The sequence below is a fragment of the Paracoccus aminophilus JCM 7686 genome (assembly GCF_000444995.1).
Taxonomy (GTDB): Bacteria; Pseudomonadota; Alphaproteobacteria; order Rhodobacterales; family Rhodobacteraceae; genus Paracoccus; species Paracoccus aminophilus.
In genome coordinates this window covers 1,773,765-1,788,419 of sequence record NC_022041.1, presented here as the reverse complement: position 1 = coordinate 1,788,419, position 14,655 = coordinate 1,773,765, and the positions used below count along the sequence as shown (strand labels likewise).

Below are 14,655 nucleotides of genomic sequence, written 5' to 3'. Positions count from 1 at the left end.
GGTTACCTTTCAGCCGCAGGAAGGCTGCGTGAGCGCCGGGCCAGCAGCACGAGCCCCCCGAGCGCCAAAGTCAGCAGGATGAAAACGAAAGCCGCCGCCGCAATCGTCGGGCTGATGTTTTCACGCAGTGAGGAAAACATCTGGCGCGAGAGGGTGCGTTGGCGCGGCCCGGCGACGAACATGGTCAGCACGACCTCGTCAAGCGAGGTTGCAAAGGCCAAAGCCGCGCCGGTCAGGATGCCGTGACGCGAAAGCGGCAGCGTCACCTCCCGCAGCACGGTCAAAGGCGAGGCGCCAAGGCTCGCGGCGGCGCGCTCGGCCTGTGCGGGAACGCTGGCCAGCGCGCCCGAGACGCTGATCATCACGAAAGGCACGGCGACGACGGTATGGGCGATGATGACGGCGAGATAGCTGCCCGAAAGGCCGAGCTCGGCCAGCAGGCGTTGCAGCCCGACGCCAAGGACGACCGCAGGCACGACCAGCGGCAAGAGAAAGACCGTGCCGATCACGCGTGCGCTAACGGCACCCGACCGGCGCAACCCCAGCGCCGCTGTCGTGCCAAGCAGAGTAGCAAGCGCGGCGGTCGCGGCCCCGATGACAAGGCTGTTCACCAGCGCGCGCCGCCAGATCTCGCTGGTCACGAGCTCGTCGAACCAGCGCAGTGACAGATCCGGGATCGGATAGGCCAGAAACGCGCCCGAGGTGAAGGCGAGCGGCAGCACGATCAAAAGCGGCACCAGCAGGAACAGGCTGACGAGCAGGGTGAAGCAGAGCTGGAGGGCACGCATCACGATCTCCCCTTGGCGGGCTCGGTCGAGAGCCATTGATAGACCGCATAGATGCACAGCGTGATCGCCAGAAGCAGCACACCCAGAGCCGAGGCCATGCCCCAATTCGCCGCGCCGGTCGCGTAATAGGCGATGACCGAACTGATCATCTGATCGCGCGGCCCACCGATCAGGGCGGGGGTGATATAATAGCCGATCGCCGACATGAAGACGAGAAGCGCGCCCGAGAGCACCCCGCGCAGGCCAAGGGGAAGCGTGACCTCGCAAAAGGCGCGAAGCGGGCCCGCACCAAGCGAGGCGGCGGCCGGGCGCAGATTGGCCGGGATCGCGATCAGCGCGCTATAGACCGGCAGGATCATCAGCGGCAGCAGGACATAGGTCATGGCGATGATGACGCCACTGCGGTTGAAGATCAGCGCCAGCGGCTCGGAGATCACGCCAAGCGACTGGAGCGTCTGGTTGATCAGCCCCTTGTCCTGCAACAGGATGAACCAGGCCGCCGTGCGCACCAGAAGTGAGGTCCACAGTGGCAAGAGCGTCAGCCCCAGCAGTAAGGCACGCCGCCAGCCCGAACTTGCCGCAATCGCCATGGCGAAGGGAAAGCCGATGGCGACCGTGGCCAGCGTGACGGTTCCTGAAATGACCAGCGTGCGCAGCAGGATCGCACGGTTCGCGGCCTCTCCTGCCGGTTTCTCGGCGATCTGGCCGCCCGCGTCGCGTTGCAGATCCAGCGCGGCCAGCAGATAGCGGTCGGTGAGCGGATTGAGCGCGTCCTGAATGACCAGCCAATAGGCGGGATCGTTCCAGCGCTTGTCGAGCGCGGCCAGATCGACACTCTCGGCGGGCGCCGTCGCCACCGCCGTCAGCGTCTTGCCAAAGAGCGAGCGAAAGCCGCTTTTCGAGCTGTTGAGGCGGCGCACGACCTCTCCGACCGCCTGATCGTCGGGGCTGGCGGCAAGATCGGTGACGAGCGCGCGTTGCAGATCACCCAGACCCGCAGCCTCGCCGTCCCAATCCGCGATCCTTTCGGCAACCGTCGGGATGACATGGCGCGCCGAGCCGTCCGAGACCGAAAGCGACAGCATCGAGACCAGCGGGCCGATGAAGAAAACCAGCATGAACCCGGCAAGCGGCAGCACCAGCAAAAGCGCGCGCAATCTGGCGAGACGGCTCTTCATTTCGCCAGCACCCAGCAATCATCTGGGGCAAATCCGGCCAGAACCTCCGCGCCGATGACCGGCGCGCCCGCCTTGCGATCGACGCGCACGATCAGCGGCCCAACCGGCGCGTCGAGATGAACGCGCAGGTGATCGCCCTGATAGATCGCGTCCTTGACCGTCGCCGGAATCAGGTTCGGTTGGTCTGGCGCGCCGCCTTTCGGCCAGAGCGAAATCCGCTCGGGCCGGATGCAGAGCGTGACATCCTGCCCGGTCGGGGCATCGGGCGGCTGGCCCGCGCGCAGGCGAAGACCGCTTGCCAGCGCGAGCTCGGCGCCGGGACCAAGCCGACCCGTCAGCATATTGGTCTCGCCGATGAATTCGGCGACGAATTGGGTCGCGGGTCGGTCATAGATCTCGGCCGGGCTGCCGATTTGCGCGATCCGGCCCGCGTTGAAGACCGCGATCCGGTCCGACATGGTCAGCGCCTCGGATTGGTCATGGGTCACGAGAATGATCGTGAGGCCAAGGCGCGCGTGCAGCGCGCGGATGTCGAGCTGCATCTTCTCGCGCAGCTGCTTGTCGAGCGCGCCAAGCGGCTCGTCCATCAAGATGACGCTCGGCTCATAGACGAGCGCGCGGGCCAAGGCCACGCGCTGTTGCTGGCCGCCCGAGAGCTGATGGGGGCGACGCTCGGCCATGGCGCTGAGCTCGACCATCTCGAGCGCGCGGGCGACGCGGGCGCGGATCTCGGCGCGGGCAACGCCGCGCATCCGCAAGGGAAAGCCCAGATTTTCGGCAACCGTGCGATGGGGAAACAGCGCGTAATTCTGGAAAACCACGCCCATATTGCGCTGATGGGGCGGGGTCTGATCGACGCGGGCGCCACCGACATGGATCTCGCCCGAGGTCACGCTTTCAAAACCCGCGAGCATCATCAGAAGCGTGGTCTTGCCCGAGCCCGAGGGCCCGAGCAGGCTGACGAATTCGCCCTTGCCGATGCCGAGATCAAGCCCGTGGATGACGCGATGCGCGCCAAAGGCTTTCTCGACATTGATGAAGCTGATGTATGGATCCGCCATCTTTCGCCCCTCCCGCGTCTGTCAGCATCTGGCCCGCGCCGGGTCGGGCGCGGGCAGTCTTGTCTCGGTTTACTCGGCGAGCCAGGCGTTGAAGCGCTCGGTCAAAGCCTCGTTGTTGTCGACCCAGAAATCGGTATCGAGCCCGATCGCGTCGCGGATGTTGTCCGGCGCGGTCGGCAGATCCTTCAGAAGATCGGCGGGGATTTTCTCGATCCCGGCGAGGTTGGTCATGCCGTAAGCGACGAATTCCGGCATCTTGCTTTGCTGCTCGGGGGCGGTGGCGAAGCTCAGGAATTTCTGCGCCGCCTCGGGATGGGCCGAGCCGCGCAGGATCGTCCAGCTGTCGACCGAATACATGCTGCCCGGCCAGACCAGCCGGAAATCCTTGCCCTCGGATTTGTTGATCCCGGTGATGCGACCGTTGAAGGTCGAGGTCATGGCGACCTCGCCCGAGGCGAGGAACTGAAGCGGCTGGGCACCGGCCTCCCACCAGATCAGGTTCGGGCGCAGCGCGTCGAGCTTGGCGAAGGCACGGTCAACGCCTTCGGGCGTGGCCAGCACCTTGTAAAGCTGATCCGCAGGCACGCCATCGGCAAGAAGCGCGAATTCGAGCGTGTATTTCGGGCCCTTGCGCAGGGCGCGCTTGCCCGGGAAGTCGGCGACATTCCAGAAATCCGCCCAAGACTGCGGCGCTTTCGTGGTCGTGGCCCCGTCATAGGCAATCGCCATCGACCAGACTGCCGTGCCCACACCGCAATCGCTGACCGCCATGGGCAGGAACTTGTCCTTGCCGCCAAGCGCCGCCCAATCGAGCTTTTCGAAGAGCCCGTCGGCGCAGCCAAGCGCCAGATCCTCGGCCTCGACCTGCACGACATCCCAATCGGGCGTACCGCTTTTGGCCTTGGCATTCAGCACGCCGATACCGCCATCCCAGGATTCCTCGGTGACCTTGATGCCGGAAGCGGCCTCGAAGGGTTTGAACATCACCGCGCGCTGTGCATCCTGATAGGTGCCGCCGAAAGAGACGACGGTCACGTCATCGGCGAAAGCGGGGGCGGCGGATGCCAATGCGGCGCAGGCCAGCAAAATGCCGGTGCTTGTCACGGTCTTCATGTCTCTCTCCCTGATTGGGGGCTTTGCCCCGGTTATGTTGGCCAAGGATCCCGGGCGCGATCAGCGCGGCAGATCCGCCAGCGTATCGTCGAGCGCGCCGGTCAGCGCCTCCACCAGCTCGTCGATCTGCGCCTCGGTGATGATGAGCGGCGGCGAAAAGGCCAAAGCGTCGCCCATATTGCGGGTGATGACGCCGCGCTCGAGAAGCCGCGCATTGACCGCCGCGCCAAGCTGGCCGGGCTTCTCCAGCGCCTTGCGCGCCGCCTTGTCGGCCACGAGTTCGACCGCGCCGATCAGGCCGAGCCCCCGGGTCTCGCCGATCAGCGGATGATCGGCGAGGGCGCTCAGGCGCTGATGCAGATAGGCGCCGGTGCGCGCGGCATTGCCGACGAGATCGCGCTCCTCGATAACCGCGATGGATTCGAGCGCAACCGCCGCCGCCACCGGATGGCCGCCCGCAGTAAAGCCATGACCGAAGGTGCCGATCCGGTCGCTTTCCTCGATGATCGGCGCGAGCACCTTGTCATTGGCCAGCAGCGCCGAAATCGGCAGATAGGACGAGGAGAGTCCCTTCGACAGAGTCATCATATCCGGCGTCAGATCAAAGGCTTGAGAGCCAAACATATGGCCAGTCCGACCAAAGCCGCAAATGACCTCATCGGCGACGAAAAGGATGTCATAGCGGCGCAGGACCTCCTGAATTTTCGGCCAATAGCCTTGCGGCGGCACGATCACGCCGCCCGCGCCCATGATCGGCTCGGCAAAGAAGGCGGCGATGGTTTCAGGGCCCTCGGCCTCAATCAGCGCGGCGAGTTCTGCGGCGCGACGGGTCGAGAACTCCTCCTCGCTTTCGCCGGGATGGGCGTCGCGCCAGAAATGCGGGCTGCCGGTGTGCAGAACGCCCGCAATCGGCAGATCGAAAGAGGCATGGTTGGCGGGCAGGCCGGTCAGGCTGGCCGAGGCGATGGTGACGCCGTGATAGCCGCGATCGCGGGCGATGATCTTCTTGCGCTGAGGCTGGCCAAGCGCATTGGCGCGATACCAGATCATCTTCATCGCCGTGTCATTGGCTTCCGAGCCGGAATTGGTAAAGAAGGCCTTGCTCATCGGAACCGGCGCCATGCCGACCAGTTTTTCGGCCAGATCAACGGCAGGCCCGTGCGATTTGTGCCCGAAAGTGTGGTAATAGGGCAGCTTGCGCATCTGCGCGGTCGCCGCCTCGATCAGACGCGGCTCGTTGAAGCCGACATTCACGCTCCACAGTCCGGCCATGGCCTCCAGATAGCGCTTGCCCGTGCGATCCTCGACATAGACGCCCTGACCGCTCTCGATCATCATCGGCCCGATCTCGAGATGCTTTTTCGCATTGGTATAGGGGTGAAGATGGGCCGCGATATCGCGCGCCTCGGGGGAGTTCGGCAGGGTCATCGGATCACTTCCTCAGAGTTCGGACCGGCGGCGCAGGGGGCCGCGGCGGGTGCGGGGATTTCCATTTCGAGAACAAAGGACGAGAGGCTTTTGCCATGGGTGTCGAGCGCAAGCGAGCGGGTCACGCCGCCGCCCAACACGCCCTCGAGCACGAAATTCAGCGCGCCCAGACGCGGCAGCTCATAGCGCCGGATCAGGCCGGGCTGGAACTGGCTCAGCTGCGCGCGGATGCGGGCGACGGTGACCTCCTGACAGAGCAGCGCGTAATCCTCGGGGCGGTAGGCGATGACAGAAATATTCGAGGTATTTCCCTTATCACCCGCACGTGAATGAGCAATCTCTCGCAAGATCATCACAGGCTCTCCAACATGGTGACGGCGGGAACCACCCTTGCCTCGGGGATCAGGGTCGAGATGACGCCGATAAGATGGGTGACGGATTTGCGCGCGCCGCCGCCGCCTGCGGGGCCGTTGGTGTAAAGCGCCTCAACCTCTTCGCAGATCAGCCGCGCCTCGGCCTCGGTGGCGGTGCGGCCGATGACGCGCAGCCGGACTTCTGGGGGCTCGGTCGGGTTCGGGCGCGCGCCAAGCGCGTCAAGCCCGATCAGATCGGTCTTCAGCTCCTGAATGCCCGCGCCATGTTGGGCGAGGCGCTGGCGGATGATCTCTTGCGCAAGCCGCGCGCGCCCGACGGCCGAGACGCCGCCATAAGACATCTGCCCCTCGCCAAGCCAGCTGTCCTCATAGCCGATCGAGACCTTGAGCAGCCCGGTCGCCGCCTTGCCACGCGCGCCGCTGATGCGGATGCGGTCGGGGCCAAGCTCTTCCATCTCGACGCTCGAGAAATCCGCGACCAGATCCGGCTGCAAATAGCTTTCGGGGTCATGGACCTCATAGAGAAGCTGCTCCTTGCAGGTCGCAAGCGAGATCTGCCCGCCGGTCTCGGGCAGCTTCGTGATGACCGCCGTGCCATCTGCCGAGACCTCGGCCAAGGGAAAGCCCAGCCGGTCGAGCCCCGGCACATCCTTGACCCCAGGATCGGCGAAATAGCCGCCGCTGATTTGGCCCGCGCATTCCAGGAGATGCCCGACCAGGGTGCCCTGGGCCAGCCGGTCCCAATCGCCAAGCGCCCAGCCGAACTCATGAATCATCGGCGCGAGATAAAGCGCGGCATCGGCGACGCGGCCGGTGATGATGACATCCGCGCCCTGTGCAAGCGCGCTCAGGATGCCGCCGACGCCCAGATAGGCATTGGCCGAGATTATCCGGGCGCGGTAATCCGCGACGCGCGCCTCATGTTCCAGCACCGGCCAATCGCCGCCAAGCACGGTCTCGAGCACGTCATCGCCATCGACCGCGGCGATCTTGAGGCCGCTCAACCCGAGATCGCGGGCGACCTCTGCGACCCGCTCGGCCGCCTTGCGCGGCGAGGCTGCGCCCATATTGGTGATGATCCGGGTTGCGCGGCGCGCGGCCTCGGGCAGGATCGCCTCCATGCGGCGCACGAGCAGCGGATCAAAGCCGCTTTCGGGATCGCGGCGCCGCTCGAGCTGCGCCAGCGCGATGGTGCGTTCGGCCAGACATTCAAAGATCAGATAATCCAGCGCACCGCGCCGGACCAGATCGACGGCGGGGTCGATCCTGTCGCCGGAATAGCCGGCACCCGCGCCGAGTCGAATGGTCCGCATATCGTGTCACTTGCCTCGTCTGGCCCCCGGAAGGGCGGATTGGGGGCAAATTGGAGCGGTGCTCTTGATAAGTAAATTGAAACTATTTGATCGCAGTGATACGTTTTGATTATGACGCCAAGCCTCCGCCAGATCCATGCCGCCGTAGCGCTTGCCCGCACCCTCAGCTTCACCCGGGCGGCGGATGAGCTGAATATCTCGCAGCCCGCCCTCACGGTGCAGATCCGAAATCTCGAAGAGATGCTCGGCCAGCGCATCTATGACCGCGACAACCGCTCGGTCCAGCTCACCGGCTTTGGCCGCGCGATCCTGCCCTCGCTGCAACGGCTGATGCGCGAAATGGATGCGACGCTTTCGGACATTCAGGAGATCCGCGAGGGCGGGGGCGTGACGCGCATCGCCTCGCTGCCATCCTTCGCGACCGGGGTGCTGCCGCGGCTGATCCTCGACTTTCGCAGCCTCCAGCCGCAGGCCCATATCCATGTGAGCGATGTCGTCGCGAGCCGGGTTTTCGAGCTGGTCCAGCGCGGGGAATGCGATCTGGGCGTCAGCGGCGGGCCGCATCTGCCCGGCGATCTCGAGGTGCTGCAAAGCGGTGTCCAGCAGCTCCATGTGGTCTTTCCGCTGGGTCACCCCTATGCCGCGCGGGAGGCGCTGTCGCTGAGCGAGTTGATCGAGCAGCCGCTTGTGATGATGGACGCCTCGACCAGCGTGCGCACGACGCTGGATGCGGCGGCGGCGAAGCTTGGGGTCAAGCCGCGCATCAGCGTCGAGGTCGCCTTCATGGCCACCGCCGTCGCCATGGTCCGCGCCGGGCTGGGCGTGGCGATCCTGCCGGGTGCGGCGCGCGAGGTGGTGATCGATCCCGAGGTCGACAGCCGCCCGATCGCCGATGCCGAGCTCTCGCGCCAGATCCTTTTCGTCTGCCGCCGTGGGTTCACGCTGTCGCCGACGACGGAACGATTTGCCGCCATGGTTGGCGCGGCGATTGCCGGGATCTGAGGCGGCCCCAAAACGCACAAGGCCCGGAGCTTTCTCCGGGCCTTTTTGCTTGTCGCGGCGGGGTGGCCTAAAGCTCCGCCCCGCGCCAGCCGGCCTTGCGGGCAGCGCGGCGTTCGGCGATGCGGAAGGCGTCGTTGATCAGGATCGCGAGCAGGCCGACGATCAGGCCGCCTTGCAAAACGAACGCCGTATTATTGGCCATGAGCCCCGCCATGATGACCTCGCCCAAAGTCTGCGCGGCGACGGTCGAGCCGATGGTCGCGGTCGCCAGCGAAATGATCGTCGCAAGCCGGAGGCCCGAGAGGATCGCGGGCAGGCTCAGGGGCAATTCGATCTGCCAGAGCCGCTGGCCGCGCGTCATGCCGGTGCCGCGTCCGGCGTCCAGAACCTGCGCGGGCAGGGTCGAAAGGCCGGTCAGCGCGGTCTCGAAAACCGGCAGCAGCGCATAAAGAAACAGCGCGATCAATGTCGGTTTTGAGCCAAAGCCGAAGATCGGCACCGCAAGCGCCAGCACCGCGACCGGCGGGAAGGTTTGGCCGAGATTGGCGATCGAACGCGAGAGCGGCAGGAACTCGCGCCCCGAGGGCCGCGTCGTCAGGATCGCGAAACCGACCCCGGCGATGCCCGCGCAGGTCACCGCGATCAGCACCAGCCCGAGATGGTTCAGCGTCAGTTGCCAGAGCGGCGTCTGCGTATAGATCGCGGGCTGGCCGTTTTTGGTCAGCCAATTGAACAGCCAGCCGAAGCGTTCCGGCGCGGCAAGCAGCGCCAGAAGAAAAGCAAGCAAAGACAAACGGATAAGCGCGCCTCCTCGGCTCATCTCTGCGCCCCTTCAAAGTTGTCGAACCGCGCGGCGCGCTCGATTTCCGAGCGGCGGATGCGGCCGATCAGGCGGCCCTCCGAGGTGATCGGCAGGGTCTCGCGGCCCGACCACAGGCATTCGGCCAAAGCGGAACGCAGCGAGGTCGCGGCGTCAATCGGGTTGCCTTCGGCGTCGCCCGGCTCGATCAATTCGGCCACATCGCGCAGCGACAAAAGCCGCAAGGCGCGGTCGCCGGATTCGAGAAGCTCGCGCACGAAAGGCGTCGCGGGATGGGCGATGATTTCGGCCGGTGTCGCAAATTGCTGCAATTGGCCCTTGTCCATGACCGCGATCCGGGTGCCCAGCCGCATCGCCTCATCCATGTCATGGGTGACGATGACGACGGTCGTGCCATAGCGGCGCTGGATCTCGAGAAGGTCGGCCTGCGCCTTGTCGCGGATGATCGGATCGAGCGCCCCAAAAGGCTCGTCCATCAGCAAAATCGGCGGCTCCGCGGCCAAAGCGCGGGCAACGCCGACGCGCTGCTGCTGCCCGCCGGAAAGCTCATGCGGCATCCGCTCGCGAAAGATCGCGGGGTCGAGGTTGAAGATCTTGAGCAGCTCATCGACCCGAGCCTTGATGCGATTTGCGTCCCATTTCAAGAGCTTGGGGACGGTCGCGATATTCTCGCCCACGGTCTTGTGCGGGAAGAGCCCGTGGCCCTGAATGGCATAGCCGATGCCGCGGCGAAGTTCCTCGGCCGGGATCTCGCGGTTGTCGCGCCCGTCGATCTTGATCGAGCCCGAGGACGGCTCGACCAGCCGGTTGATCATCCGCATGAGCGTCGTCTTGCCCGAGCCCGAGGTCCCGACAATCGCGACGATCTCGCCATCTGCAATCGTCAAGGACACGTCATTGACGGCGACCAGACTGCCGTAAACCCGGCACAGATGTGTAATCTCGATCATGATGTGGCGCCTTTTTTGCGGCTTTTCCGGGAAAGCTCGATCAATGCGTCGAGCAGAATGGCGGCGGCGAAGGCCATGGCGACCGTGGGCAGCACGCCCAGAAGAACGAGGTCGGTGGCGGTCTGGCTGATGCCTTGAAAGATGAAGATGCCAAGCCCGCCGCCGCCGACCAATCCGGCAATGACGGTCAGCCCGATGTTCTGGACCATGACCACGCGCACCCCGGTCAAGAGGACCGGCATCGCCAAGGGGAGTTCGACCTGCCAGAGCCGCCGCTTGCTCGACATGCCCATGCCTTTGGCGGCATCGACGACATCGGGCGGCAGGCTCGCAAAGCCCGAAAGCGTGGACGAGACGATCGGCAAAATCGAATAGGCGAGCAGCGCGACGAAGGCGGGGGCGGGCCCGATGCCCGCGATGCCAAGGGCCGCCGCGCCGGGGATATTGGCCGCGATCCAGGCCAAAGGCGCGATCAAAAGGCCGAAGAGCGCGATGGAGGGAATGGTCTGGAGGATGCTCAGGACCGGCAGCAGCGCATCGCGCAACCCGCGTTTGCGCGCGCAAAGGATGCCGAGCGGTAGGCCGATGACGCAGGCCGCGATCAGCGAGCCGAGGGCAAGGAAAAGATGCGTCTGGAACTCGCGCCCGACCGCCTCGGCGCGGCCCGCATATTCCTTCATGATCGAGAGATCCGCCCATGCGCCCGAGACGAGCAAAGCGGCCAGCGCGCCAAGCGCGATCAGAAGCGCCAGCACCCGCGCGCCCGGACCAAGGCGCAGCCGCACCAAAGCGTCCCCCGTGGACAAGGCGAAAGCCGCGACCAGCACCCAAGCGCCGCCCCCGACCGAGACGCGCGCGAAGCGGTTGCCCTCGGGCAGCAGGGTCGTGGCGGCGGCGCCAAGCGTCAGTGCGACCAGCCCAAGGCCCGCGACCGAGGCCGCGAGCCGCAGCCAGACCGAAGTTTTCAGCGCCAAAGCCAAGGCGAGCGCGACCAAAGCCGCCGCCAGCGCCCAGCCGCGCGCCGCATCGGGCCCGAAGGCTGCGCCGATCTGAACCGGCTCGGCGGCGGCAATTCGGCTGGGGCGTGTGAGCAGATAGGGCAGGCAGATCACTGCCCCGACAATCAGCACGGCAAAGAGGCTGCCGATGCGGTCGAGGGGGCGAAATGCCGCCCGCGCTCGGGGAAGCTCTGCTTCCTCGCTTAAGGCCATGTCCATGGCTCCTCCCGGTGTTTTCTTTATGATTTATGAAGCGGCCCCCGAGGATCGTTGGATCGATGGATCATCGGGGGCCGGGCAGGGCTATTTTGCAAAGCCGTTCTGGATCAGGAAATCGCGGGCGACGCTTGCTGCGGGCTCTCCTTCGACCTGCACGCGGCCATTCAGATCCTGCAACGTCGCCATATCGAGCTTGGCGAAAATCGGGTCGAGAATGGTCTCGATCTGGGGATATTCCTTCAGCACCGCCTCGCGCACGATCGGCGTCGGCTGATAAACCGGCTGAACGTGCTTGTCGTCCTCCATCACGACGAGGCCGCTGGGGGTGATGCCGCCATCGGTGCTGTTGGTCATCGCGGCATTGACGCCCGAGGTGAGCTGGGCCGCCGCCGCAATCGTCGCCGCCGTATCGCCGCCCGAGAGGGCGAAAAGTTGATCCGGCGACAGCGTGAAATCATAGGCCTGATAGAAGGTCGGCAGGCCGGTGGGCGAGGTCACGAACTCCGCCGCCGCCGCCAATTTCACATTGCCGCCGCCCTTGATGAAGGCGCCAAGATCGCTCAGGGTCTTGAGATGATTGGCCTCGGCCAGATCCTCGCGGACGGCAATCCCCCAAGTGTTATTGGCGGCGGCGGGCTTCAGCCAGACGATCTTATTGGCTGCGTAATCCATCTCCTTGATGCGCTCCCAAGCGGCTTGGGGGTCTTTCCAGGTCGAGATATCGCCATGGCTGAAGAAGATCGCGCCATTGCCGGTATATTCGGGGTAGATATCGACTTGGCCCTGCATGATCGCATCGCGGAGCGCCGGCGTCGCGCCAAGCTGGACCTTGTCCACGACCTTGATATCATTCGCTTTAAGTGCCTCGAGGATGATATATCCCAAGACGCCGCCTTCGGTGTTGATCTTTGAACCGACGGTGACATCGGCCAAAGCCGCCTGAGCTGTGACGCCCAGAAGGGCCGATATCACAGCCGCGCGCAGAAGGGTCTTCTTCATTCCCAGTCCTTTCGATGAGGAGGAGAGGATCGTGATCAAATGCGCCGCCCGCGCCGCCAAAGCGGCAGGCGGGGGAAGAGGGAGAGAGGGCAGGGATCAGCCGAGCCGGTCGTCGAAGCGATAATTCGACATACGCTCGACCCTGTCTTCGAGGATGAGATATTGATCCTCGAGCTTGACGCCCTGATCGCTTTTCGCCGTGCCGACATAGCTTTCCATGCACAGGATCATGCCGGGCTCGATCACGCCGGGCAGGGGATAGGGCTGGCCGGGCGCGGCATGGGGGATGTTGGGGAACTCGCCCGCCATGCCGAGGCCGTGGCCGATGCAGTAATAGCGACTGGCCTGAAACTCCTCGGGGATTTTCCACGCCTTTTCGGCCAGCTCGCGGAACTCGATCCCGGGCGCGAGCAGGGCCGCGTTCGTCTCCAGCTGCTCGCGGGCATTGGCATAAAGGCGGCGCTGCTCATCGGTTGCCTTGACATCGCCGCAAACGAAAGTGCGCGAATAATCAACGCAATAACCCTCAAAGCCCACCGCATCGGTGTCGAGGCACAGAAGATCGCCGGGCTCGAGGATCCGGTCACCGCATTCCTGAAAATAGGGGAAAGTGTTCGGCCCGCTCTGGAACAGCCGCGTGCTGACATATTGGCCCTGTTTGGCCATGAGGATGTAGTGAAACTCACCCCAAGCCTCGGATTCCGTCATGCCGGGGCGCACGAAATTTTCGAGCCGCTCTGTCGCGAGATCGACGCGCCGCATCGCCTCTTCCAGATAGGCGATCTCGATCGGCAGCTTGATCTTGCGCGCAGGAGTGAAGACCTCGTCGGAATCGACCAGATGGAAGCCGCGCCGGCGCAGCGCATCGGTGGCGTAAAGCGGGAAGCGGTCGATGCCGATCTTGTCGATGGTCGGATCGAGCGCGCGGATATGGGCCTCGATCTGCATGGCGAAACGCTCTGCCGCGCCGCGCGGATCGCCGCCCGAACTGACCATGTCGAGCCCCTCGGCCGAGCCGATATGGCCGATGGTCGGCAGATTGCGCGCGAGATGCTCGGCCCCTTTGAAATCGAACAGCACCGCCGGGTGATCGGTGACGATCAGCAGATATCGCGCGGGCGTGCGCGCCGACCAGACCTGCATATTCGAGGCCCCGGTCGCGTAAAGGATGCTGTTCGGCTCGACGATCAGCAGCGCCGGAATATCGGCCAGCACCATATGTTCGCGGATGCGAGCAAGGCGGGTCGCATGCAGGGTCAAGCGGTTCTTGACCAGATCAAACTGGTCGGGCTGGCTATTCATTTCGGTTCCACCGTAGCTGACGTTAAGGCAATCTGACAGCAGAGCCGCCGTTGACCTACTGAGTTCTCGGCGAAAGAAATTGACGAAATCTCAAATTTAACCAAGATTGCCGCCGGGAAGCAGGGGAGGAGCCATGCAGTCCATTCGCGGCATGCAGGCGCTGGAGGCGGTGGTCAGGTTGGGCACCGTCAATGCGGCGGCGCAGGAGTTGGGGGTGACGCCGGGCGCGATCACCCATCGTATCCGCGACCTCGAGCAGGTGGCCAAGACCGCGCTTCTTGTGCGGGTCGGGGGGCGGTTCCTGCCCTCAGAGCGTGGCCAACAGGTTCTGCGTGAGCTTGGCGGGGCCTTCGCGCAGCTGCGTCTCGCGCAGCGCGCGCTGGTGCCAGAAGATGATCGCAAGACCACGCGCATCCTCGCGCCAAGCTCGTTTGCGACGCTGTGGCTTTTGCCGCATCTGCCCGAGTTTGAACGCAATTACCCAAGCAGCTGCATCAAGCTGCAACCGACCGATAGCCCGTGGCGCAGCCCCGAGGCCAGCGGCTTTGACATGATCATTCAGGACGCGCCCCAGCGCCCGGACCAGCGCGATTGGCTGCCGCTCTTCGAGGATCGCGTGCTGGTCTTGGGCGCGCCCGATCTGATCGAGCGGATCGGCGATGTCTCTCGCCTCGGGCAGATGTCGGTTGCCGCGATCCAGACCGATTCCGACGAGCCGCTGACCGCCGAGGCCTATAGCTGGGGCAACTGGTGCCGCGACCGGGGCGTGGCGGGTTCGGCGCTGCGCATGACCATTCGCGTGACCCAATCGCATATGGCGATCACGCTGGCCGCGCAGGGCCATGGGCTGGTGCTGACCTCGCGGTCCTTGGTGAGCAGCTTTCTGCGCGACGGTCGCCTGAAGGAGTTGCCCGGCTCTGAGGTGACGGGCCCGACCTACTGGCTAAGCACGCTCAACCGCGGCGCGGCGCGGCAGGGGCAGGTGTTTCTGGGCTGGCTGCAAGAGACGCTCGCCGCCGAAGAGCTTGGCCTCGCCCGCGCCTGACGCTTCGGACGAGGGCCAGACCGGCTTTGGTTTCTCTGGCCCGCGTGACGGGGCCAGAGAGGGGG

The 14,655-nt window shown here is 65.0% G+C and carries 14 protein-coding genes; 2 read left to right on the top strand and 12 right to left on the bottom strand.

Features of this window, described 5'->3' with window-relative positions:
• Positions 1–2: 2 nt before the first annotated feature.
• From JCM7686_RS08760 to JCM7686_RS08730, 7 genes are all read right to left on the bottom strand, one after another.
• Positions 3–788 carry an ABC transporter permease gene (locus JCM7686_RS08760; protein WP_020950500.1) on the bottom strand — a complete coding sequence of 262 codons (786 nt, stop codon included), beginning with the start codon at positions 786–788 and terminating at the stop codon, positions 3–5.
• Positions 788–1,966 carry an ABC transporter permease gene (locus JCM7686_RS08755; RefSeq protein WP_020950499.1) on the bottom strand — a complete coding sequence of 393 codons (1,179 nt, stop codon included), beginning with the start codon at positions 1,964–1,966 and terminating at the stop codon, positions 788–790. The genes JCM7686_RS08760 and JCM7686_RS08755 overlap by 1 nt, the downstream gene beginning before the upstream one ends.
• The gene (locus JCM7686_RS08750) at positions 1,963–3,027 is read right to left on the bottom strand and encodes an ABC transporter ATP-binding protein (RefSeq protein WP_020950498.1); all 1,065 of its coding nucleotides are present in this window, start codon (positions 3,025–3,027) and stop codon (positions 1,963–1,965) included. Before JCM7686_RS08750 ends, JCM7686_RS08755 begins: the two co-directional genes overlap by 4 nt.
• A 69-nt stretch (positions 3,028–3,096) precedes the next feature.
• A complete protein-coding gene (locus JCM7686_RS08745) occupies positions 3,097–4,140 on the bottom strand; it encodes an ABC transporter substrate-binding protein (RefSeq protein WP_020950497.1) in 1,044 nt (347 codons plus the stop codon).
• Between the two features lie 60 nt (positions 4,141–4,200).
• The gene (locus tag JCM7686_RS08740; RefSeq protein WP_020950496.1) at positions 4,201–5,568 is read right to left on the bottom strand and encodes an aspartate aminotransferase family protein; all 1,368 of its coding nucleotides are present in this window, start codon (positions 5,566–5,568) and stop codon (positions 4,201–4,203) included.
• On the bottom strand, positions 5,565–5,921 hold the full coding sequence (locus tag JCM7686_RS08735; RefSeq protein ID WP_020950495.1) for an AtuA-related protein: 357 nt from the start codon (positions 5,919–5,921) through the stop codon (positions 5,565–5,567). The genes JCM7686_RS08740 and JCM7686_RS08735 overlap by 4 nt, the downstream gene beginning before the upstream one ends.
• Complete coding sequence (locus tag JCM7686_RS08730) at positions 5,921–7,255, bottom strand: acyclic terpene utilization AtuA family protein (protein WP_020950494.1); 1,335 nt, start codon at positions 7,253–7,255, stop codon at positions 5,921–5,923. The genes JCM7686_RS08735 and JCM7686_RS08730 overlap by 1 nt, the downstream gene beginning before the upstream one ends.
• A gap of 111 nt (positions 7,256–7,366) precedes the next feature.
• Here JCM7686_RS08730 and JCM7686_RS08725 point away from each other — a divergent pair, with 111 nt between their 5' ends.
• The gene (locus tag JCM7686_RS08725; protein ID WP_020950493.1) at positions 7,367–8,257 is read left to right on the top strand and encodes a LysR family transcriptional regulator; all 891 of its coding nucleotides are present in this window, start codon (positions 7,367–7,369) and stop codon (positions 8,255–8,257) included.
• Between the two features lie 67 nt (positions 8,258–8,324).
• On the opposite strand, the gene JCM7686_RS08720 is transcribed toward JCM7686_RS08725, so the two are convergent.
• The 5 genes from JCM7686_RS08720 to JCM7686_RS08700 all read right to left on the bottom strand — a co-directional run bounded on the left by JCM7686_RS08720 (position 8,325) and on the right by JCM7686_RS08700 (position 13,545).
• Positions 8,325–9,077 (bottom strand): ABC transporter permease, encoded by a 753-nt coding sequence (locus tag JCM7686_RS08720; protein WP_020950492.1) that lies wholly within the window; start codon positions 9,075–9,077, stop codon positions 8,325–8,327.
• Positions 9,074–10,027, bottom strand: a complete 954-nt coding sequence (locus tag JCM7686_RS08715; protein ID WP_020950491.1) for an ABC transporter ATP-binding protein — start codon at positions 10,025–10,027, stop codon at positions 9,074–9,076. Before JCM7686_RS08715 ends, JCM7686_RS08720 begins: the two co-directional genes overlap by 4 nt.
• Positions 10,024–11,244, bottom strand: coding sequence for an ABC transporter permease (locus JCM7686_RS08710; protein WP_020950490.1), 1,221 nt, complete (start codon positions 11,242–11,244; stop codon positions 10,024–10,026). The genes JCM7686_RS08715 and JCM7686_RS08710 overlap by 4 nt, the downstream gene beginning before the upstream one ends.
• 84 nt (positions 11,245–11,328) lie before the next feature.
• A complete protein-coding gene (gene osmF, locus JCM7686_RS08705) occupies positions 11,329–12,243 on the bottom strand; it encodes a glycine betaine ABC transporter substrate-binding protein OsmF (RefSeq protein WP_020950489.1) in 915 nt (304 codons plus the stop codon).
• A gap of 96 nt (positions 12,244–12,339) precedes the next feature.
• A complete protein-coding gene (locus JCM7686_RS08700) occupies positions 12,340–13,545 on the bottom strand; it encodes a M24 family metallopeptidase (protein ID WP_020950488.1) in 1,206 nt (401 codons plus the stop codon).
• A 133-nt stretch (positions 13,546–13,678) separates the two neighbouring features.
• Here JCM7686_RS08700 and JCM7686_RS08695 point away from each other — a divergent pair, with 133 nt between their 5' ends.
• Entirely contained in the window at positions 13,679–14,590 is a 912-nt protein-coding gene (locus tag JCM7686_RS08695; protein WP_020950487.1) for a LysR family transcriptional regulator, read from the top strand.
• Positions 14,591–14,655: the final 65 nt, after the last annotated feature.

Bases quoted from the DNA above. Each gene is read 5' to 3' on its own strand.
- JCM7686_RS08760 (WP_020950500.1), bottom strand. From the start codon at position 788: ATGCGTGCCCTCCAGCTCTGCTTCACCCTGCTCGTCAGCCTGTTCCTG.
- JCM7686_RS08755 (WP_020950499.1), bottom strand. From the start codon at position 1,966: ATGAAGAGCCGTCTCGCCAGATTGCGCGCGCTTTTGCTGGTGCTGCCG.
- JCM7686_RS08750 (WP_020950498.1), bottom strand. From the start codon at position 3,027: ATGGCGGATCCATACATCAGCTTCATCAATGTCGAGAAAGCCTTTGGC.
- JCM7686_RS08745 (WP_020950497.1), bottom strand. From the start codon at position 4,140: ATGAAGACCGTGACAAGCACCGGCATTTTGCTGGCCTGCGCCGCATTG.
- JCM7686_RS08740 (WP_020950496.1), bottom strand. From the start codon at position 5,568: ATGACCCTGCCGAACTCCCCCGAGGCGCGCGATATCGCGGCCCATCTT.
- JCM7686_RS08735 (WP_020950495.1), bottom strand. From the start codon at position 5,921: ATGATCTTGCGAGAGATTGCTCATTCACGTGCGGGTGATAAGGGAAAT.
- JCM7686_RS08730 (WP_020950494.1), bottom strand. From the start codon at position 7,255: ATGCGGACCATTCGACTCGGCGCGGGTGCCGGCTATTCCGGCGACAGG.
- JCM7686_RS08725 (WP_020950493.1), top strand. From the start codon at position 7,367: ATGACGCCAAGCCTCCGCCAGATCCATGCCGCCGTAGCGCTTGCCCGC.
- JCM7686_RS08720 (WP_020950492.1), bottom strand. From the start codon at position 9,077: ATGAGCCGAGGAGGCGCGCTTATCCGTTTGTCTTTGCTTGCTTTTCTT.
- JCM7686_RS08715 (WP_020950491.1), bottom strand. From the start codon at position 10,027: ATGATCGAGATTACACATCTGTGCCGGGTTTACGGCAGTCTGGTCGCC.
- JCM7686_RS08710 (WP_020950490.1), bottom strand. From the start codon at position 11,244: ATGGACATGGCCTTAAGCGAGGAAGCAGAGCTTCCCCGAGCGCGGGCG.
- osmF (WP_020950489.1), bottom strand. From the start codon at position 12,243: ATGAAGAAGACCCTTCTGCGCGCGGCTGTGATATCGGCCCTTCTGGGC.
- JCM7686_RS08700 (WP_020950488.1), bottom strand. From the start codon at position 13,545: ATGAATAGCCAGCCCGACCAGTTTGATCTGGTCAAGAACCGCTTGACC.
- JCM7686_RS08695 (WP_020950487.1), top strand. From the start codon at position 13,679: ATGCAGTCCATTCGCGGCATGCAGGCGCTGGAGGCGGTGGTCAGGTTG.